The 20,606-nt window shown below is 68.2% G+C and carries 17 protein-coding genes; 6 read left to right on the top strand and 11 right to left on the bottom strand.

Annotated elements, in window-relative coordinates:
- The first annotated feature begins 95 nt into the window (after positions 1–95).
- Positions 96–1,514 (top strand): sigma-54-dependent transcriptional regulator, encoded by a 1,419-nt coding sequence (locus F0U63_RS07390; RefSeq protein WP_395845119.1) that lies wholly within the window; start codon positions 96–98, stop codon positions 1,512–1,514.
- A gap of 36 nt (positions 1,515–1,550) precedes the next feature.
- Positions 1,551–2,591 carry a ribosome small subunit-dependent GTPase A gene (gene rsgA / locus F0U63_RS07385; RefSeq protein ID WP_395845117.1) on the top strand — a complete coding sequence of 347 codons (1,041 nt, stop codon included), beginning with the start codon at positions 1,551–1,553 and terminating at the stop codon, positions 2,589–2,591.
- Position 2,592: 1 nt separating this feature from the next.
- On the opposite strand, the gene F0U63_RS07380 is transcribed toward rsgA, so the two are convergent.
- The 5 genes from F0U63_RS07380 to F0U63_RS07360 form a co-directional block, all read right to left on the bottom strand.
- A complete protein-coding gene (locus F0U63_RS07380; protein ID WP_395845115.1) occupies positions 2,593–3,993 on the bottom strand; it encodes a wax ester/triacylglycerol synthase family O-acyltransferase in 1,401 nt (466 codons plus the stop codon).
- A 4-nt stretch (positions 3,994–3,997) separates the two neighbouring features.
- Complete coding sequence (locus tag F0U63_RS07375; protein WP_395848333.1) at positions 3,998–4,780, bottom strand: hypothetical protein; 783 nt, start codon at positions 4,778–4,780, stop codon at positions 3,998–4,000.
- 46 nt (positions 4,781–4,826) lie between these two features.
- Positions 4,827–5,822, bottom strand: a complete 996-nt coding sequence (locus tag F0U63_RS07370; RefSeq protein WP_395845113.1) for a methyltransferase domain-containing protein — start codon at positions 5,820–5,822, stop codon at positions 4,827–4,829.
- Positions 5,823–6,051: 229 nt separating this feature from the next.
- Positions 6,052–6,540 carry a hypothetical protein gene (locus F0U63_RS07365; RefSeq protein ID WP_395845111.1) on the bottom strand — a complete coding sequence of 163 codons (489 nt, stop codon included), beginning with the start codon at positions 6,538–6,540 and terminating at the stop codon, positions 6,052–6,054.
- Between the two features lie 151 nt (positions 6,541–6,691).
- A complete protein-coding gene (locus tag F0U63_RS07360) occupies positions 6,692–7,246 on the bottom strand; it encodes a VUT family protein (protein WP_395845109.1) in 555 nt (184 codons plus the stop codon).
- A gap of 61 nt (positions 7,247–7,307) precedes the next feature.
- On the opposite strand from F0U63_RS07360, the gene F0U63_RS07355 reads away from it, so the two are divergent.
- The gene (locus F0U63_RS07355) at positions 7,308–7,763 is read left to right on the top strand and encodes a hypothetical protein (RefSeq protein ID WP_395845107.1); all 456 of its coding nucleotides are present in this window, start codon (positions 7,308–7,310) and stop codon (positions 7,761–7,763) included.
- A gap of 10 nt (positions 7,764–7,773) precedes the next feature.
- Here F0U63_RS07355 and F0U63_RS07350 read toward each other — a convergent pair whose 3' ends face one another.
- Entirely contained in the window at positions 7,774–9,885 is a 2,112-nt protein-coding gene (locus F0U63_RS07350; RefSeq protein WP_395845105.1) for a M3 family metallopeptidase, read from the bottom strand.
- Between the two features lie 184 nt (positions 9,886–10,069).
- On the opposite strand from F0U63_RS07350, the gene F0U63_RS07345 reads away from it, so the two are divergent.
- Complete coding sequence (locus tag F0U63_RS07345) at positions 10,070–10,516, top strand: hypothetical protein (protein WP_395845103.1); 447 nt, start codon at positions 10,070–10,072, stop codon at positions 10,514–10,516.
- Here the strand turns inward: F0U63_RS07345 and F0U63_RS07340 are convergent.
- Both F0U63_RS07340 and F0U63_RS07335 read right to left on the bottom strand, forming a co-directional pair.
- A complete protein-coding gene (locus F0U63_RS07340) occupies positions 10,503–11,537 on the bottom strand; it encodes a hypothetical protein (RefSeq protein WP_395845101.1) in 1,035 nt (344 codons plus the stop codon). The genes F0U63_RS07345 and F0U63_RS07340 overlap by 14 nt on opposite strands.
- Before the next feature lie 2 nt (positions 11,538–11,539).
- Positions 11,540–12,283 carry a hypothetical protein gene (locus tag F0U63_RS07335; RefSeq protein ID WP_395845099.1) on the bottom strand — a complete coding sequence of 248 codons (744 nt, stop codon included), beginning with the start codon at positions 12,281–12,283 and terminating at the stop codon, positions 11,540–11,542.
- A 173-nt stretch (positions 12,284–12,456) separates the two neighbouring features.
- Here F0U63_RS07335 and F0U63_RS07330 point away from each other — a divergent pair, with 173 nt between their 5' ends.
- Together F0U63_RS07330 and F0U63_RS07325 are read left to right on the top strand one after the other, a co-directional pair.
- Positions 12,457–13,272 (top strand): shikimate 5-dehydrogenase, encoded by an 816-nt coding sequence (locus tag F0U63_RS07330; RefSeq protein ID WP_395845097.1) that lies wholly within the window; start codon positions 12,457–12,459, stop codon positions 13,270–13,272.
- A gap of 888 nt (positions 13,273–14,160) precedes the next feature.
- A complete protein-coding gene (locus tag F0U63_RS07325; RefSeq protein ID WP_395845095.1) occupies positions 14,161–16,884 on the top strand; it encodes a choice-of-anchor A family protein in 2,724 nt (907 codons plus the stop codon).
- A 46-nt stretch (positions 16,885–16,930) separates the two neighbouring features.
- On the opposite strand, the gene F0U63_RS07320 is transcribed toward F0U63_RS07325, so the two are convergent.
- The 3 genes from F0U63_RS07320 to F0U63_RS07310 all read right to left on the bottom strand — a co-directional run bounded on the left by F0U63_RS07320 (position 16,931) and on the right by F0U63_RS07310 (position 20,526).
- Positions 16,931–17,557 carry a hypothetical protein gene (locus tag F0U63_RS07320; RefSeq protein WP_395845093.1) on the bottom strand — a complete coding sequence of 209 codons (627 nt, stop codon included), beginning with the start codon at positions 17,555–17,557 and terminating at the stop codon, positions 16,931–16,933.
- Positions 17,558–17,568: 11 nt separating this feature from the next.
- Entirely contained in the window at positions 17,569–19,155 is a 1,587-nt protein-coding gene (locus F0U63_RS07315; protein ID WP_395845091.1) for a hypothetical protein, read from the bottom strand.
- Positions 19,156–19,260: 105 nt separating this feature from the next.
- The gene (locus tag F0U63_RS07310) at positions 19,261–20,526 is read right to left on the bottom strand and encodes a hypothetical protein (protein WP_395845089.1); all 1,266 of its coding nucleotides are present in this window, start codon (positions 20,524–20,526) and stop codon (positions 19,261–19,263) included.
- Positions 20,527–20,606 lie beyond the last annotated feature (80 nt).

The raw sequence follows: 20,606 nt of genomic DNA, 5'->3' as shown, positions 1-20,606 counted from the left end.
CCCGAGTCCACCGGGGCGCGGTAGCATCCCCAAGGGGGCACGCGCGAGCCACACCGGGGAACGCGGCCCCTCCCCGTACCAGGAGATGGAGCCGCGTGGCCGAGTCGCTCAAGGGAAGCGTGCTGCTGGTGGATGACGACCCCGCCGTGGCCAAGGTGCTCGGCGCGCTGCTGGCCCAGGCGGGGCTCACCGTGCACACGGCCGCGCGCGGGGACGAGGCGCTCGGCCTGCTCGGCCGCAAGCCCATCGACGTCGTCGTGAGCGACGTGCGCATGCCGGGCATGGGCGGCCTGGAGCTGCTCGCCGAGGTGCAGCGCTCCTGGCCGGACGTGCCCGTCATCCTGCTCACCGCGCACGGCACCGTTCCACTCGCCGTGGAGGCCATGAAGGCGGGCGCCGCCGACTTCGCCCTCAAGCCCTTCGATCGCGAGGAGATCCTCTTCAGCATCCGCAAGGCGCTCTTGCGCGCGCAGCAGCACCAGGAGGCCACGCGCCCCCTGGGCAAGGAGTCCGGCGGTTTCGTGGGCCAGAGCACCGCCATGGCCAGCGTGCAGGCGCTGCTCGGCCGCGCCGCCATGGGCACCGCCACGGTGCTCTTGCGCGGGGAGTCCGGCACCGGCAAGGAGCTGGCCGCCAAGGCGGTGCACGACGCGAGCCCCCGGCGCGGCGGCCCCTTCGTGAAGCTGCACTGCGCGGCCCTGCCGGACACGCTGCTGGAGAGCGAGCTGTTCGGCTACGAGAAGGGCGCCTTCACGGGCGCCGCCACGCGCAAGCCCGGCCGCGTGGAGCTGGCCCACGGCGGCACCCTCTTCCTCGACGAGATCGGCGACATCACCCCCCAGGTGCAGGTGAAGCTCTTGCGCCTGTTGCAGGAGCGCGAGTTCGAGCGGCTCGGGGGCACGCAGACGCTCAAGGTGGACGTGCGCTTCGTGGCGGCCACGCACCGCGACCTGGAGGCGCTCGTGCGCGAGGGGATGTTCCGCGAGGACCTCTTCTACCGGCTCAACGTGGTGCCCGTGTGGCTGCCGCCCCTGCGCGCCCGGCCCGAGGACATCGAGCCGCTCGTGCGGCACTTCCTCGAGGTGCACGCCCGGGCCAACGGCCGCCCGCCCTTCGTCCTCACCCCCGAGGGGCTCGCCGTGCTGCGCGCCCAGCCCTGGCCCGGCAACGTGCGCCAGTTGCAGAACTTCATCGAGCGCCTCGTGGTGCTCTCCGACGGTCCCCTGCTCTCCGGGGAGGAGGTGCTCCGGGAGCTGGACCGCCAGCCGGGCATCGCGCCCATGGCCGCGCCCCCGCCCGTGCCGGGCCCGCCCCCGGGAATCCCAGGCGCCGCTCCGGCGTCGTTCCCCGCGGGGGAGGGGCGCACGCTCGAGTCCCAGCGCAAGGGCATGGAGCGGCAGGCCCTGGTGGACGCGCTCCAGCGCGCGGGGGACAACCGCACCCTCGCCGCGCGACTGCTCGGCATCAGCCGGCGCACCCTGTACAACAAGCTCGAGGAGTACGGGTTGGTGTAGTGCCCACCCGTCATGGAGAACGCATGAGCCAGCAGCATGGATGAGCGGGCCTTGGAGAAGCTGGGGTGGGCCCCCCCCTTCGTCGACGCGTGGAGGGCCCGCGCGAACACCGGCGAGCAACCCGCGCGCATCACCGCCGACTATGGCGTGGAGTACATGCTCGGCACGGCGGGCGGCGAGCTGCGCGCCACGCTTCCCGGCAAGCTGCGCATGGCCATCCGCAAGGGGGACTCGGCCCGCCCGGTGGTGGGTGACTGGGTCTCCTACGAGCCGCGCTCCCAGGAGGGCACCACCGTCATCCAGACGGTGCTGCCACGCCGCACGCAACTGGCGCGCAAGGCCGCGGGCCGCACCACCGAGGAGCAGGTGGTGGCCGCCAACGTGGACGGCGTCTTCCTCGTCTCCGCGCTCACCAAGGATCTCAACCCGCGCCGGCTCGAGCGCTACCTCACGGTGGCCTGGGACAGCGGCGCCCAGCCCATCATCGTGCTCACCAAGGCGGACCTGAGCGCGGACGCCGCCGCGGAGCGCGAGCGCATCGTCCAGTTCGCCCAGGACGTGCCCGTGCACACCGTCAGCGCCGTCACCGGCGAGGGCCTGGAAGCGCTCGCGCCCTACCTCGGCCCGGGCAAGACGGTGGCGCTCATCGGCTCGTCCGGCGTGGGCAAGTCCACCCTCATCAACCGCCTGCTGGGCGCGGCGCGCCAGGAGGTGCGCGAGGTGAGCGAGGACGACAAGGGCCGCCACACCACCACCCACCGCGAGCTGTTCGTGCTCGCCAGCGGAGGGCTCGTCATCGACACGCCCGGCATGCGCGAGCTCGGGGTGCTGGAGAGCGAGGAGGGCCTGCGCGACGCCTTCGTGGACATCCAGGAGCTGGCGGCCCACTGCCGCTTCAGCGACTGCCGGCACGAGCGCGAGCCGGGCTGCGCCGTGCAACAGGCCGTGCGCGAGGGGCGGCTCGCTCCGGAGCGGCTGGAGGCCTTCCACAAGCTCTTCCAGGAGGTGGCCCGCCCCGAGTACGACACCCCGCTGCAGACGCGGGGTCGGCAGGGAACGAAACGCAAGGGCCGGTAGCTCAAGAAGAGGACGTCGCGCGCCCCACCTCGCGCACCGCCTGGGCGAGCGCCTCGAGTTCCGCCTCGAAGTCCTCGATGAGCACCCGGGGCTCCGGGACGAGGCCCGCGTCCACGGCCACGCCGAGCGTCACGTGGCCCGCGTAGCGGAAGAGGCTCAGCCCCAGGCCCAGCCGTCCCGCCATGGGTACCCAGAAGGCCATGCCCGACAGCCGCGCGCCCGCCAGGTACACCGGCCTGCGGGGCCCCGGCACGTGGGTGAGCACCAGCGAGGACTTGCGCCGCATCACCTCCACCGCGGCCCGCTCCACCGGCGCGGGCGCCAGGCCCGCCGCCGTCAACATGCCGAACACCACGGACGCCTCGGGTGAGCGCTTGAGGCTGTCCATGCGCCGCTTGAGCTCCCACAGCCGCTCCACCGGCTCCTCCAACGCGAGCGGCAGCGGCAGGAACACCATGCCGAAGCGGTTGCCCAACGTGCGCGGCAGGGGCTCGTGGAGCGAGCGCAGGTTCACCGGCACCACGGCGCGCAGGTCCTTCGGCTCTCTGCCCCGGGCGCGCATGTAGCGGCGCAGCGTGCCCGCCACCACCGCCATCATCACGTCATTCACCGTGCTGCCCGTGCCATGGCCGATGGCGCGCACCTGCTCCACGGGCACCGGCCGCGACCACGCCACGCGCTTGACCAGACCGAGCCGGCCCGTGAAGGGCGAGGGGGGATCCGGCACCAGCGACAAGAGCCGGCTGAGGGCCGAGGCCCCCCGGGCCCCTTCCACCGCCAGGTCCATGAGTTGGATGGGCTCGGCCCACAACTCCCCGCCCCGCTTCAGCGCCGCCTGGGTCGTGTCCGCCACCTTCCGGGCGCCCCGCCACAACCGCGTCCAGGTGCCCGGCGAGGCCTCCGGCTCCTCGAAGGGATCCTCCTGCTCCGGTCCCTCCTCGGCGCTCGCGTCCGTCAGGGCGAGCAACACCCGCCCCAGGGAAATCCCATCCGCGATGCTGTGGTGCACACGCGCCAGGAGCGCGCAGCCCTGCTCGTACCCCTCGAAGAGATGCAGCTCCCACAGGGGCCGCGAGGGCTCCAGGGGCGTGCCCATGGACTCGCCCACGAGCCGCGCCAACGCTTCCCGGCCCCCGGGAGGCGGCAGCCGCGTGCGCCGCAGGTGCTCCTCCACACGGAAGCCGGGCACCTCCTCCCAGTGCGGCGTGCTCCACAGGCCTCGCGTCACCACGCGCTGGCTGAAGCGCGGATGGCGCGCCACGAGCCGCTCCTCCACCCGGCGCGCGAGCCGCTCGAAGTCCAACGGACCGTCGAACCACAGCACCGCCGTGATGACCATGAGACTGGTGGGCTCCTCCATCTGGAGCCACGCCGCGTCGACAGGGCTCATCCGCTCGGCCATGCGCTTACTTCGCCTTCTCTTCCGCCTGCCGGCGGAACTGGAATGTCTGCTTGGCGGTCGTCTGCGCGGTCACCCCGAGCACGTCGCCCTCCAGCTCGTACTTGTAGAGGGGCCGCTGGAACTTGCCCTTGGACAGGCCGACGACACGGGGCTTGCCGCACACCATGCCCACCGCCTGGCCGGACTTCGTGCGCAGTTCCACCGTGTCCTCCTTCTCGTCCACCACGAAGGCGCCCCAGGAGCGCACCTCCAACTCACTGCCCCTGCCCAGCGTGGCGTCCTCCAGCTTCGTGCGCAACAGGAAGCAGCCGTTGGGTGTCACCACCAGGGTGCGCTCGAAGTCCGGGCGCGGCTTGACGTCCTGCGGCGCATCCTGGCCCACCACCTTGGCCTTCTCCTCGGGGCGCACGCTCGCCGCTTCCAGGCTCCAGGTACCCACCATCCCCTTGGGCACCGCGCCCGAGCCCACCGAGCCGTCCGCGCACGGATCCGCGGTCTCCTTCTCGGGGCTGCGGGGAGCGGGCTCGAAGGTGCGCTCACACTGCTTGCCGCACACGCGCTCCACGCAGTCCGAATCATCCGGGCCACAGCCGCTCCGGGCGGCACATGCCGCCAGCGCGTCCAGCGCCTTCTCACACCCCTCGGCCAGACACCGGTCCACGCACGTCACGTCGATGCACTGCGCCACGCACACCCAGTTGGCCGAGCCACACCGGCCCGCCAGCGAGCGCGGGGTGCCCGCCCCCTGGGTCACCGCGGGAGCCTGAGCCCCCGCCGACGAGGTCATCAACAGCAGGAGCGCGACGAGGCACGGGACACGCAGGCGGCTACCCTCACGAGAAGTTCCACCGCCATGTGGTGATGTCCGCCAGGTCCGGCAACGACATCTCCACGCGGATCGTCTCGTAGCGGGCAAAGTCGCGGCTGTCCGTGCGCAGCAGCATCACCGGAGCGCACGCGCGAGGACGCTCGGGGATGGTGTCATAGGACAGCGTGTCATCGAAGTGCGCCCGGTAGTACAGGCACAGGCCGTCCATGCGGCCCCCATGCACCACGGGCCTCGCCAGCTCCAGGCGCCGCGGCAGCGAGCCCGAGCGCAGCGTCTCCAGGTCCAGCGTGAAGGCGGGCCTCGCCTCACACAGCGAGCGCTCCACGTCCTGGGGCCGGATGAGCCGGGTGAAGTACGTGGGATTCAGGGTGTCGCGGAGGATCTGCAGGCAGCTGAAGTCCACGTCCGGCAGGCGCTGATCCCACAAGAAGGGCACCCGCGCCTCCTCGCGCAACTGCACCGGCTCGAAGAAGATGTCGAAGCGGTGGGGCAGGATGCGGCCTCCGGGCACGAGCAGCCGCTCCCTCGCGTCGAGCAACCGGGGAATCAGCCCCGCGTCGAACACCCCCTCGCCCACCAGCTCGTGCAGCAACACATCCACCCGCTCCGGCGGCTGGAAGCGCGAGATGTCGGCGCGCACGAACTCGATGCCCGTGAAGCCGTTGCGGCACGCCACCCACTGCGCCGTGTCCAGGTCACTCGAGACATCCACCGCGTACAGCCTGCGAGGCCCACACCGGGCCGCGAGCATGGCGCGCAGGCCATTGCCCGTGCCCACGTCCACCACCACGTGCCCCGGCTGCACATAGCGCTCGATGGCGTTGCGGTACGCGTCCACCCTCGCCGTGTCCACCAGGGGCATGTACCGCGAACCAGGCTTGGCCAGTTCCGACTCGTCCGCCAACAGGTTGCGCAGTGGCTTCACCCGACGCGGCAGGTCACGCAGCTTCGACTGCACGTCCCCCCAGGCCTGTCGCCGCAGGGCCATCAAACTCGGCATGTCCTCGTCCCCCCCAGCATCATGCGCCGCTCCTCCGGCTCCCTCGGAGCGGAAGATTCGAAGCTAGCCGAAAGACGGAAACACAGGAAGTCAGCCACAACGCGACATCGGGTGTCGGAGCCCGGATGTTTCGAGGAAGAACAGTCCGGAGCACCGGCCCTCGAGCATCGTCGCTTCCTGGCGGGTGCGCTCCGACCCCAGGGGTAGTCCCGAGGGGAGGACGGGAACGTCAGGACAAGGGGTGCAAGCTCACGTGAACCGGCCCCCGTGGGCAGGGACTCCCATCCGCGGCGAGGTAGCCGCGCAGTTGCAGGTGCATCTCGGCCTCCACGCGCGTGCGGAAGATGTGCCAGGAGGCCTGGGCCCTGGTCGCCACCGTGTGGGCCATCATCCTCGGGATGGGCAGGGGAATGGCGCACACCACTTCCATGCGCGCGCCCCACTCACGATCCAGTTCCTTGAAGGCGTTGGCGAAACCGATGCGCGCGTTCACCATGCCCGTCCCCTCCAGGAAGAAGCAGCAGGAGCCGGGGTGAGCGTGCAGGAAGCGACGCAGCTGCTCACACAGCGCCTTGCCGTTGAGCTCATCCCCCTGCTCGGGAAGCGTGACGCACACCAGATGGGCCGCCAGGGGCCGCGAGGAGGGGCGAACCGCGTCGCCTCGCGTCACCGGCGCGGGCTCGGCGACCCGGGGCTCTGGCTTGAATAGGGTGGACATGGAGAAGCAATGTAGAGCACGGCTCCCACGCCTCCCCGAATCTCCGTCCACGGTAGGTATTGGCGGTTAACACGACGCATCAGAGGCGGAATCCTGCGCCCACGCCGCCAGGAGATTTCCGGATTGCTCCGGGAGTGCGTGGCCTCGTGGATCAGGCGGGCTCGAGGCCGAGCCGCTCGTCCCGGCGCCGCAGCCAGGAGACGAGGGGCAGCGACAGCAGCACCATCCACGCCTTGCCCACCACCTGCCCCGCCAGGAAGTCGAGCCCCCCGAAGGCGAGCTTCAGGAAGAGGACGCTGTCCACGACGAGCCCCACGGCGCTGCTGGCGAGCACGGCCAGCACCAGACCGCGCCGCTGCAGGGGCGTGTAGACGGCGAAGTCGGCGAGCTCCGACACGGCGAAGGCCGCGCTCGAGGCCACCACCAGCGCCGACGGCGCCAGCACCCCCGAGAGCAGCGCGCCCAGGGCGATCGCCGCGAGCGTCCAGCCCTTGCCCAGCCGGCGCTGCACCAGGTCCCTCAACACGAAGGCCAGGCCCACCACGAGCACGCCGCTGGGTGCCAGCAGCCCCGGCCCCACGGGCAGCAGGCACGGCCCCGCGTCCGGGCACACCACCCCCACGTGGCCGATCATCCAGTTGGAGAGTGGAATCGAGGCGCCAAAGCCCGCCAGATAGAGAAAACCCTCGGTTCGACGCGAATCCACCAGCCCTCCGGACCCGCGCGCCATAGCACGTTTTCACGGGCCTGTCAGAATGGCTCCCCCCATGGACCCGGACTCCCCCTCACCGGGATCCCGCGACGGATCGCCGCCGGATTCGACCCTCTTCGATGACTCGCGCTGGCCGCTGCTCGTCCTGCGGCTGCCCGGCAACCTCACCTCGCACGAGCAGCAGGCGTGTCTGGACACCTTCGCCGGCTATCTGCGGCGCGGCGAGCGCTTCGTGCTGCTCGCGGACCTCTCCCGGGTGGGCGTGGTGCCGCTCGATCAGCGCTGGCGGCAGGTGGAGTGGTTCGAGAAGCACGAGCGCGCCCTGCTCGCGTGCGTGCAGGGCTCGGCCGTCATCATCACCTCGCCCCTCATGCAGCTGTCGCTCAGCGCCATCCTGCACTTCGTCCGGCTCTACCCGCCGCTGGCCACCTTCGCGAACCTGGCCGGCGCCGAGGCCTGGGCGGCCCGGCGCATGCGGGAGGCGGGGCTCCTCCCCCGGGACGAGCCCTGAGCCGGGCGCGCTAGACGCGCGTCTCCTGCGTCTCCAACAAGCCCGTCTGCTTGAGCAGGGGCTCGGTGCTGGGGGCGCGGCCGCGGAAGGACTCGAACACCACGAGCGGGTGGCGGCTGCCGCCCAGCGCGAGCACCGTGTCCCGGAAGCGCCGGCCGGTCTTCTCCACCGCGCGCGCGTCCGACAGCCCCGCCTCCTCGAAGGCGGCGAAGGCATCCGCGGAGAGCACCTCGGCCCACTTGTAGCTGTAGTAGCCCGCCGCGTAGCCGCCCGCGAAGATGTGGGAGAAGGAGCAGAGGAAGCGATCCTCCGGCAGCGGTGCCATCACCGTGTTCTCCCGGGCCACGCGCCGCTGGATGTCGACCACCTTGTCCGTGCCCCCCGGCTGGTAGCGGTGGTGCAGCTCCAGGTCGAGCGTGGCGAAGTACACCTGGCGCAGCGTCGCGGAGGCGGCGCGGTAGATGCGTCCGGCGCGGATCTTGTCCTGCAGCGCCTTGGGCAGCATCTCCCCGGTGTCCACGTGGCGCGCGAGCCGCGAGAGCGTCTCCTCGTGGAAGCACCAGTTCTCCATGAACTGGCTGGGCAGCTCCACCGCATCCCACTCCACGTTGTTGATGCCGGCGGCCTCGGGGAAGTCCACGCGCGTGAGCATGTGCTGCAGGCCGTGACCGAACTCGTGGAAGAGCGTCTCCACCTCGCGGAAGGTCAGGAGCGCGGGCTTGCCGCCCACCGGCGGCGTGGCGTTGCAGACGAGGTAGGCCACCGGCAGACGCAGGCCCCCCTGGGGCAGGCGCTTTCTGTCCAGCGCGCTGTTCATCCACGCCCCGCCCCGCTTGGTGGCCGGACGGCTGTAGGGGTCCAGGTAGAAGGCGGCGATGTCCTGGCCCGACTCGTCCGCCACGCGGAAGAAGCGCACGCTCTCGTGCCACACGGGCACCTCGCCATCCGCGGCGCGCACGGTGACGCCGAAGAGCCGGTGGGCGGTGTCGAACAGGCCCTCCAGCACGCGCGGCAGCGCGAAGTACGGGCGCAGCTCCTCGTCGGTATAGGCGTAGCGCTCCTCGCGCAGGCGCTCGGCCCAGAAGGCCGAGTCCCACAGCTTCAACTCGAACGAGGCATTGCCCGTCTTGCGGCGGGCGAACTCCGTCAGCTCGGTGAGCTCGCCCTGGGCGCGCGAGCGGGCCGCCCCGCGCAGCTCCCCGAGCAACTGCTCCACGGCCGTCACTCCGGGCGCCATCTTCGCCGCCAGACTCACCTCGGCGAACGAGCCGTAGCCGAGCAGGCGGGCCTTCTCCTGGCGCAGCGCGAGGATGCGCTCGATGAGGGGCAGGTTGTCCACCTCGCCCGAGGAGGCACGGGTGACGTAGGCGCGGTAGACCTTCTCGCGCAGCTCCTCGCGGCGCGAGTGCTCCATGAAGGGCTGGAAGCTGGGGCCATCCAGGGTGATGCGCCACGGACCGTTCTCCGGAGTGGGCTCGGGGGCCCCGGGCTCCAGACCCTGCCGGGCGGCCTGGGCGGCCATGGCGAGCGCGCTGGGCGGCAGCCCCTCCACCTCCTCGCGCCGGGTGAGCGTCATGGACCAGGCCTTGGTGGAGTCGATGACGTTGTTGGAGAAGCGGGTGGACAGCTCGGCCAGCTCCCGCTCGATGGCCTGGAAGCGCTCACGCGCCTCGCCCTCCAGCCCCACGCCGGACAGCTCCGCGTCGCGCAGGGCCGCCTCGATGATGCGGTGCTGGGCCTCCTCGAGCGACTTCCACTCACCGCCCTCGCGCAGCGCCTTGTAGGCCCGGTACAGGGGCACGCTCTGCCCGATGCGCATGAAGCTCTCCACCACGTCCCCCTCGACGGCGGCGTGCGCCTGGCGCAGCTCCGGGCTGTTCTGCACCCCCATCAGGTGGTTGACCACGCCCCAGGCCAGGCCCAGCGGCTCGGTGATGGCGGACAGACGCTCCACCGTGCCCGCCCAGGTGGGCTGGACCTCGCGCTCGAGCTCGTCCAGCTGCGCGTTCATGCGCTGGAGCAGCTCGCGCAGGGCGGGCTCCACGTGCTCGGGGCGGATGCGGTCGAACTGGGGAAATCCTTCGGTCTGAAGCAGCGGATTCTCGGCGACAGAGGCGTTCATGACCCGCAAGGGTAAGACTCCCGCCCCGCGTTGGCAGCATTCTCGGAAGGCGGACCGGACGAGCCGTCCGGGAGTGCACGTCCCCGAGGGCCCCCCTCCCCACGGGACTTCCCTCACCCGCCCCTCCATGCATAGGGTGGCCCGGTTCCACCCCGGCCTCCGCCCCATGATGAGATCCGCATTGATGGCTCCCCTCCCCTCTCGCGTGCCTCCTCCGCGAGCGAGCCTGCTGTCTGGCGCAAGGCACGTCCTCCGCACCCCCCACTTCATCGTCCAGGCGGACGATTTCCTGGGCATCCTGCTCACCGAGCGCACCGACGTCCCCTACGCATCGATCCAGGAACTCGAGGATGTCATGGATGAGCTGTGCGACACCCTGGATGAGCAGGGACGCGCGCGCTACGCCCTCCTGGCGGATCTCCGGGCCGCCCCCGGCCGGAATGATCCCGCCTTCGAGGCCACCATGAATCGCCTCACCCCCCGGTGGTGCGAGGGCTTTCGCAAGGTGGGTGTGCTGGTGCAGACCGTGATCGGGCAGATGCAGGTCCAGCGCTATGCCCGGCAGGACGGCATCGAGCGGTTGATCACCACCAACGAAGCCCAACTGCTCGACTACCTCACCGCTGAGTGAACATTCCCCCGGGGACATGGCCGAAGAGGGGGCCCCGAATCTCGGCCCCCATGCCCCATTCCAGCCCGTGAATGGCGACCTTGAAGAGCCCGGTGTCCACATGCTCCCAGGTGCGTCCGCCATCCTCGCTGTGGTGGTACCAGGTGTGCCCCCCGTCCTTGAACGGATCGCTGGGGAAGGAGAGCACGCGCACGGTGTCTCCCGACACGGCGAGGCCACTCACGTAATGGGGCTGATCCGTGATGGGCCTCCACTCCTCCCCCGGCGCATCACGGCGGATGGCCAGCCACTCTCCCACCCGGCCGGCGAGCATGCCTCCATCCCCCGCCTGCAACTCGGCCTCCGGCATGGGCTCGTACGTCCAGGTCCGGCCCTGGTCCGACAACCGGAAGAGCCCACTGGGACCCAGGAGCCAGACGGTCCCATTCGGACCCGGCACGAGCCGGTCCCGGAGGAAATCCGGTTTGCCAGCAAGCGCCACGGGGGAGAACGTCTGTCCCCCATCCGTGCTGACCACCAGCATCCAGCTCGACAGTGCCCAGACCTCTCGCGGTGACACGGCGAGCAGCTCGCCCCAATCGGGGAGCACCCCTCTCACCTCCCAGGACTCCCCCCCGTCGACAGAGCGGATGATCTGGTGGATGCGCTCGTCACTCCTGCCCACCTCGACGGGTTTGGAGAGCACCCCGAACCAGACACCCTCGGCACTGCTCAGATCCAACACGATCCCGTCGAAGAACGACACGAGGCGCATGCCATGGCGGCTCACCCGCCAGATCGCACTCGACCTGACATCCCAATGCCGGGTGAAGAACGCGGAGTGGTCACCCACATAGAACCTATCATGGATGTCCCACCCGGGCTCTTCCGGCCCCACGGGCATCCACCTGTTGTTGCCCACGCCGATGCCCCACCCCTCGCGCAGCGTGTGGCGGCCCCAGATATAGGCACCTCCTCCCAGGCAGAGCAGACAAGGCGAGAACAGGAGGACCAGCAGCACCTTGAGCAGATGGCGCATCATGATCAGTGCATCCCTCCATCCCACCAGCGCTGGTACATGAATGACTTCACCTCGCGCTCCATCCGATCTGCCTGATCCTGAAGCTCCTGCCGGACCTGGGACGAGGTCGCGTTGACGATGGTCGCCACATCCTTGGACCCCACCCGGTCGAGGACCTTGAGGATCTGCGCCAGCCCATCCTTGTTGAGCAGATCCTGGAGGTCCGGCGTGGTGAGGATGGTCGTCAAATCCTGCGTGGACAGGGAGAGAAGCCCCGCATCCAGATAGGCCTTCACGTGGGTCGAGTAGGCGAACTCCCGAAAGTCCTCCGGACGGCGTTCGAGTTCGGCGAATTCCTTTCCGTTTTCCCGGCGCGCCTTTTCCATCTCCACCTGAAGCAGCTTCAGCGCCTTGTCGCGCCACTTGAGCCCGTCGAGTGACAACTGCTCGGGCCCCAGCGCCGAAAAGGCCCGAACGTACTTGTCGCCGTATTGCAGGTAGTACGGAGGTGGCTGCACACCCGGATTGCGCGCGCGGAAGTCCTCCTCCCTCCGGCGGTAGTAATCCACCCTTCCCGTGGGCACCTCGCGCGGCGAGTTGGCGCTCGGCGAAGCATCGGGAGCCTGGGAGAGGGTGTTGCGCTCGGGCGCGGCCAGGGTCCTGCTCCCCGGTGCTTTCGGGAGAGGCGGAGCCGCGCCCTGGGTCGCGGCGGTTTCATCCAGGGAGGCAGCGGTTGCACCGGCACGGCCGGTCACGGGAAGGGACATGACAGTTCCTGAAGGAGGTGTTCACCCGCCTGGAGCAAAGCGCCTGCCATGGGCCGCTTCCTCTGGTACATCCTCCGCGCCGACCTCCGGCCAATCCACGCCGTGGATGGAGCCTCTCGCGGTGTGGATGGGCTCACGAGACCGGGCGACCTCGACTGAAGGAGCTGACCGCCATGAAGCCCCCCATCGGACGCGATACCCAGCTGTGCATGTCATTGGCGGGAAGGCCCGGCAACTTCGGGTCCCGCTTCCACAACCACCTCTACGAGGCACTGGGCCTCGACTACGTGTACAAGGCCTTCACGACGCGGGATCTGCCCGCGGCGATCGGCGGCATCCGCGCGCTCGGCATCCGCGGCTGTGCCATCTCCATGCCGTTCAAGGAGGCGGTGATTCCGCTGCTCGACGGGCTGGAGGCCTCGGCCAGGGCCATCGACTCGGTCAACACCCTTGTGAACGATGGCGGCCGGCTCACCGGGTACAACACCGACTATGTCGCGGTGCGCAGGCTCATCGAACGGGCCCGGCTCGCTCCGGACACGCCCTTCCTGCTGCGCGGCAGCGGTGGCATGGCGAAGGCGGTGGCCGCCGCGTTCCGGGACGCCGGGCTGCGAGCCGGCACGATCATCGCCCGGAACGAGGCCGCTGGCACCGCGCTCGCCCGGACGTATGGCTACCGCTGGCAGGCCGAGCTTCCCGACGCGCCGGCCCCGCTCCTGGTGAATGTCACGCCCCTGGGCATGACGGGCGCCGACCAGGAGGCGCTCGCCTTCCCCGAGCCCCTCATCGCCGCGTGCGACATCGCCTTCGACGTCGTCGCGCTGCCCATCCAGACGCCCTTCCTCGAGCGGGCCCGCGCGCTCGGCAAGCGCCTCATCTCTGGCGGCGAGGTCGCCATGCTCCAGGCGCTCGAGCAGTTCATCCTCTATACCGGCGTCACGCCGACGGAGGCCCAGGCCCAGGCGGCGGCGGCCTTCGCCCGGGGCTGAGGCCCGCGAGCACGCACCCCTTCAGTAGACAATGCAGTCGAACGTCTCGATGACGGCCCCGGGTGCTTCCGGGGTGGTCTCGTGCCGCCTGGCCATGGCGGGAGCGAACCTTGGGAAACCGCGAGGTTCGAGGCTCACAGCCCATGAAACGGCAATCATCCAGGCGCGCCTCGCTGAAGCCGCAGTCATTGATGGCTCCGTTATACGAGCGTGCAATGACTCAGAATCAGCTTGGAACCCAGGAAGCAGAGCGAGCCCTTATCCATCAATTCCAAACATTCGCTCTCGATCTTCTCATTCCCATGGAAAACCTTATTGAAGATCATTCATCATCCTTGTTCCGGCTGAAGTCGTAAGGGCGTTTGAACTGATTGGAAGTCCGTTGCACTCCAGCAGGGTCCGACGACGGCGGCTTGGAGGAATTGGTGGAGTCCTGCCTCGGGCATGCCTCCAGTTCCGTCACGTTCCGTCACGTTCCGTCACGCGGCGAGTGAGCATTGTCCACGTCTCAACCCAGCCAACCCCGTCCTTGGTCCGCATCAACAGCGTCGCGCATCCGACTGATGATCCATCGTTGGAGCTGCTCATGATTGTCTGACCGCACAAACCGGTGAATGGTTACGGAATATCAACGCTCTCATCCACCCATCGGTCTACATACACGCCATGCGGGACGCTATAAAAACATAGCATCCAACCAAACCCATGACTTGGCTCGAAAGAGCGGAGAGACATCACATGATGCCGCGGAGAACCCATTCCGTCGTCAGATCTGCCTTCTTCGTTTTCGCGCTTGGCCTGCTACATTGGGGGTGCAAGACCCGCCTCGATGAGCAGGAGAAGCCGTCTCCCCCGAAACACTCGCTGGGACAGACCCGAGCGCCACTGGTGAGCAACGGCGATTTCGAGGATGGCGGCCTGAACCACTGGACCGTGAGCAGCTATATCAACCCAGGCATGAGCTCCGTCCCCCCCAACAGCTTTTCCGATCTGCATCTCTACGCTGGGGGAAGCCTCCTGACCTTCGCGGTGAATGGTGCCCAGGAAACGCGAATTCCGGAGGGGCTCAGTGCCGGGTCGACTCTCCGCGCCCCCCGCTACGGACAGTGGGCCGCGGTGGTCAATCAAAACGGTAACAACGGCAACGCCAACAGCTTGAGCCAGACCTTCCGGGTCACCAACTCAGACATCGATCCGGCGGATGGGAGATTCCACCTCCGCTTCGTGCTCGCGCCGGTCTTCGAGAACCCCGGGCACGAAGCCTATGAGCAGCCCTACTTCTACGTCGTGGTGAACAACACCACGAGGAACAAACAATTGTTCTCGAAGTTCGAGTACTCGAATCAACCCGGTGTCCCGTGGAAGATGGACCCCGAGACCCAGGTGCTCTACACCGACTGGCAGATCTTCGATTTCGCTCCCGCCGCCGCGGACATCGACATCGGAGATGAGGTGGAACTCACGGTCGTCGCCGCCGGGTGTTCGCCGGGAGCCCACTTCGGCCACGTCTATGTGGATGGGTTTGGCGCCTTCCTTCCCGGGCTGTCGATCTCCGCGAGTGCACCCGCTCAAGCCAATGCTGGCGACAGTTTGACCTATACCTACCTGGTGAGAAGTTCGGGTCCGGACACGGCGACCCATGTCATCGTCGACCAGCCCCTGCCGGCGAACACCACCTTCTTGGGGCTCAACGCGCCGGGTGCGGTCTGCACGTTCCCCCCGGTGGGCGCGACGGGCACGGTCTCCTGCGACCTGGGCACGCTCAATCCCTCCGCGAGCACGACCTTCCAACTGACCGTGCGGATCGATCCGGGAGCCACGGGGACCGTGAGCAACGGCAGCTACACGGTCCGGGATGACAGGACTTCAGCCCTCCTCGGACCCCTGGTGGAGACGCTCATCACCGAGGGCAAGGTGTTCGCGGATCTGGCGATCACCAAGAGCGATGGGGTCGCAGCGGTCGGCTGGGGCCAGACCCTGCAATACCTCATCGAGGTCACCAACAACGGGCCCGCGGCGGTGAACGATGCGCGCGTCACGGATACCCTGCCAGCCCAGCTCACCTCCGCCACCTGGACCTGCACTGCCTCCAACGGCGGCGTCTGCGCCACGTCGGCGGGCACGGATGACATCGATGCGAAGGTCCACCTGCCCGTCAACGGCAAGGCCATCTTCACCTTGAGCGCGACCGTCGTGAGCGGTTCTGGAAGTGGCCGGCTCTCCAATCTGGCCTCCGTCACCGTCCCCGAGGGAGTCGTCGACAACGACAGCACCAACAATCAGGGCGTCGACACGGACTCGATCGGAAAGCTGTATCTGCTCACCGTGAACAAGGATCCCGCGTCAAGTGGAACGGGCGTCGTGGTCACCAGTCCGGCGGCCATCTCCTGCGACGCGGCCTGTACCCAGGCCGCCGCGCGGTTCCTCGAGGGAACCCTGGTGAGCGTCACCGCGACCGCCGCGCCGGGTGACACCTTCGTCGGCTGGACGGGGGCCTGCACCGGCTCCGCCAACCCGTGCGACATCACCCTCACCGCGGACACGGTCCTCACCGCGCTGTTCACTTCACCCAGAGCCCCCGGAGGAAGCACCTGCTCGGACGCGCAAGACTGTCTCAGCGGCTTCTGCGTGGATGGGGTTTGCTGCAACACCAGTTGCACGGAGCAGTGCATGGCCTGCAACGTCCCGGGCTCGGTCGGAACGTGTTCGCCGGTCACCGGGGCCCCGGTGGGAGACCGTCCCGCCTGCGCGGACGGAGACTCCGTCTGTGGTGGAACCTGCGACGGCACGGGCGCGAGCTGCTCCCATCCCATCTCGAATACCGTCGTCCGCCAGCCCACGACGGGTGCCTGCTGCTTGAACATCGACCTGAATGACTACAACCTGTTCTTGCGCGAGGATTACAACGGGGGACACGATGTCGTGGGCAAGGTGGCGGCGGGTGGCAACATCACCCTGACGAACTTCTCGGTGGGATGGGGATTGCCGGATAATGACATCGCCAATACCCTGGTCGCTGGCGGTTTCCTCACCCTCTCGCGCGGAGGCGTTTGGGGGGACGCCCGGTACGCGGGCGGCTACAGCACCAACCAGAGCGTGGTCTACCCACGAGGCAGCGCGGCCCAGGGCACGCCCATCGACTTCGCGACCCGGTTCAACGAACTGCACGACCTGTCCTCACGGCTCGACCACCTTCCGGCCAATGGCAGTACGTCGCGTGAGTCCTGGGGAGGCCTCCTGTTGAACGGCACCCACCCCACCTTGAACGTCTTCGACATGAGCGCCAGCGCCTTCACCCAAGCCACGCTCTTCCAACTCCACGCACCGGCTGGATCCTTTGCCGTGGTCAACGTCCGCGGCGCCTCGGCGACCCTTTCCGGGTTCGCCATGCTCTTCAACGGCGGCATCGATCTGCACCGCGTGCTCTTCAACTTCGTGGATGCGACGCGCATCGACGCGAGCAGCATTGGAATCCAGGGCACGGTGCTGGCGCCCAACGCGCGGGTCACGTTCAACGACGGATCCTGGGATGGGGGCATCTATGCCTTGTCCCTGACGGGTGATGCCGAGGGTCACATCAACCCCCTGGACGATCACCAGCTCTGCCCCTGAGCCTCCCGGGGCGGCGCCAGAACGGGCCGCCCCGGAGCCTCACCCTTCAGTAGACAATGCAATCGAACTGCTCGATGACGGCCCTGAGTGCATCCGGGGTGGTCTCGTGCCGCCTGGCCATGGCGGGAGCGAACAACGTCACGGCAGCCGTGGGCGCTGGCTGCCGATCGAGCTCCTGAACGGTGACCTCACCAAAGCTGCCGGGCCAGGTCGCGCGACGGAGTTCGCTGGCATTTTGAATAGGGTTCAAGATGGTGAAACATGGCCACTTGGGGAACCGCAAGGTCCGAGGCTCACAGCCCATGAAGCGGCAGCCGTCCAGGCGCGCCTCGCTGAAGTCACAGTCCTCGATGGCTCCGTTCTCCGCCCCGGTCGAGTATTCGGGCCAGTGGCCAAAGTCACACCCCGACAGGCTCCCCTTGAACCGGCAGCCCTTCAAGGAGGCATACACCCACTGCTGATGGTTCTTCAGTTCCTGCTTCACCTCGAAGGTGCAGCCAATGAACCGGGCATCCTTGATGATCAGGTTCCTGGCGGACACCTTCAGGACAATGGTGCAGTCTTTCAACGTCAGGTTGGAGCTAAGGAAATAAAGCGCGCCCTTATCCGTCAGCTCCAATCTTTCATTTTTGATTTCCCTGTCCCTGAAGATGACATTCCTCAACCCTGTCATGGCTGGACCTCTCAGAAGGTAAGCATCCGGAAGAGTTCGCCCGCCATGCGCCTGCCATGCAACGTGAGATTCGACTCCGTTCCGGAGAGAATCTCGTACTTGTGGCCTGTTGCAGGATCAACCACGTCGACCCCCTTGGGTTTCCACTCAAGGAGTCCCTCGAACTGGTCCTGGACCCTGCGATGAACGAAACGGCCCCGAGCTTCGCGCTCCAGCAAACGCGCCAGCCAGTACCTGCCTCGCTTCGTCGCCTTGGCGATGGCATCCCGCTCACCGAAGCTCAGTTTGTCGGGACCCCACTCCCTCGCCGCCTGCGTCACCGCTTCCTGGAGCTGGTCTCCCACTGGATCCTTCGCGGGAATGTCTCCGAGCCACTTGCCCCGTGGCAGGTGCCAGCGCTGCCCATTGCCCAGCAACACCTGCTGATTGCCTCCCCGATGCCGGATGACCGTGGACCCTCCACGTCCAGGAGCACCTCCTCCCGCTCCCTTCTTCAGCATCACCAGCGTGAGCCCACCCTCGGCACTCACCGCCACCGTGTGCACCGACTCCACCGCCTCGACCAGGGCTCGCGCCGCCTCTTCCGCTCGTGCCCGTCCCTGCACCCCCGCACCACCCGCCTGGGCCTCCCACTGCACCCCCGCCTGCACGAAGCCCGGCAATGCACGCACCCGGCTCGCCACCTGACCCAGCGCTCCTCCCGCCACCGCCCCCACTCCCAGAATCAGCCCCCGCGCCGCATCACGTCCCAGCACTCGCGCGAACTCCTCGCCCGCCTCTCGCAGTTCCTCGAAGCTGCTCGCCTCGTGGGCCCGCGTGGCCATACGCGCCCACCCATCCATCAACCCCCAGACGGTGTCCACCCCCAACCACCCCACCAGAATCACCGTGAGCGTCGCCGCCAGCCCCTTCGTCATCATCGGCTCGGGCACCAGCCACAGCGCCAGGTACAACCCCACCGTCCACACCACCAGCGCCACCACCGCCCTCGGATTGAATTCGCGTGCCACCGCCGCGCGTGTTTCGTCCAGCACCGGGCCCAATGCTAGCGCAAGCGCCAGGATGCGCCGGTCATCCGTGCGCAACCAGGGCCCATCATCCAACAAGCCCAGACAGTCTCCCCCTCCCCTCTTCCCGCACCACGTCAGGTAGCGCTCGCGCAGCGCCACCTCGGCCTCGGGAGACAGGGATGCCTCCTTGCCCAGGGGCGCCAGGGTGAGCACCCGGTCGCGATACACCTCCGCCAGCCACTCCTCCTCCAGCCCCAGGTCCAACAGCCTCCGTGCCTCCTCCCGAGGTCCCGCCTCCAACCGTATGGAGCGCACGAGCCGTGAGATGGCCCGCTGGAAATCCTCGCGCGTGAGCGGCACCGGACACGTGGCCACACGCCCCGGCTCGATGACGTCCACGTCGAACACGGCCTCCCGCTCCATGCCGGATGCGGAGGAACGCGCCACGGGTGCCGCCAACAACCCGCGCCCCGTCGCGCCCGTCGCACACGCGGCCTGCAGCACGAGCACCACGAGGAGCACCACGCCCTCCAGCCGGCCCTTGCTCCCAACTGGCTGGTGGTTCAATCCAGGCACCGTGGAATTCAATCCGTTCTCCGGCTTCGCCGCGATTAGCGGAGGTGTGGTCTGGCGCGTTACGACCTCTCGGCCAACAGGCCGCGCGGACAGCAGTTCCACGGAGTGCGCCATCGCTCAGTTGTCGAAGTAGGGCGAAAGCGGACCTGCCCAGAGACTGGGTACGTCTCGCGCGTTGGTGCCAGAAGCAGGGGTCGGTTGATAAGCGCGAAACTCGCCGTTCGCGGTGCCGACCTGTGGAAACAAGAGCCGTTGTGAGTAATCCATCTTCATGATTTCGACGGAGCCAGTGGAGCTCACCGTATAGCTCTGCCCCACGGCCACCGACACGGCGGTGGGCACCGTGCACTTGCGGAAGCCATAGCCTTGAGAGGGCGTGCAGCTCGACTGCGCGCCAGTCGACGTGTTCCTGATCGTCAGGGTGCCCACGTTCGTACCCGATGCGATGAATCCGCCGAGTTCGGTAAAGGTACGGGCATAACGCGCGTTCGGATACGCGACAGTACAGCCGACGCAATCCGTCAAGTAGGCGTAGTAGGGCTGCCCTCCCAGATTCGTTCCGTTCGACAACCGGAAACCGTATTGCGGCAACCGCGTTGCCGGGTGAGCGGTGTCGTTGTCGTTCATGTAGGAACGGTACTGGCCATTGGCGGATCCATATCGCCATGTGCCGCCATTGTCCTCGGACCAGGCCACATGTTCGCGTGGATCGAGTGACAGGAGGGCACCAGTGGCCGTCGCGCTCAACTCATTGCGAGCATGGGGGCCCGCCAGGGCGGTGTCGGCGAGCGGCGCGTTGAACGAGAAGAAGTTGGCCGCCGGGCTGGCGTGTGCATTGCTCACGATCAAGCCGTACATCGTCCCGCCTTGGAGCGTCGCGGGTGTGTTCACCCAGGCGAGAACCGGGATCGCGTCATTGGCCTCCGCCCTGGCCTCATTGTGACGGGTGCAGCCGTTGACGGTTTCCGTGGCGATCACGTTCGCCGGAAGCCCCGTGGTGGGGTTGATCTGCACGAGACTCCCGCGAAGAAGCCCGCCGTCTCCAGCGCCATAACCCGCCTTGTTGGCGTCCCAGCAGGTCGCGCCGCGCAACTTGAAGCCGAAGTAGAACCGGTCAATGGAGATGGTGCTGGTTGGCACGAAGCGCAGCAGCACCCGATAGTTCGCGGCTTTCAACGGCGAGTCGTTGACGTTCTCGATTCCGATTGGAATCGAGGCCGCCCTTCCACCCGCTGCCACGGCCACTGCCGCGACCGCTGCTGGCGCCGGGTTTCCATCCACCCACCGAGGAGTGCCGTCGTCGTTGCCGCCACCACATGCGGTGATCAGGGCCACCGAGGAGGCAAGCGCGGCGCTCAGCGTCGAGGATCGAAATGGAGTCATGATTGGCATGGTAGGCAGGTGCCGGAGAGCGCGTCCGGAAAAGCGGAGAGGTTCCCGCGCTCCCTCCGCCCCCGCCTTGA

The organism is Cystobacter fuscus (genome assembly GCF_044360685.1).
Classification (GTDB): Bacteria; Myxococcota; Myxococcia; order Myxococcales; family Myxococcaceae; genus Cystobacter; species Cystobacter fuscus_C.
Note: the sequence above shows the minus strand (reverse complement) of the source record. Positions and strands in the feature narration are given on the sequence as shown.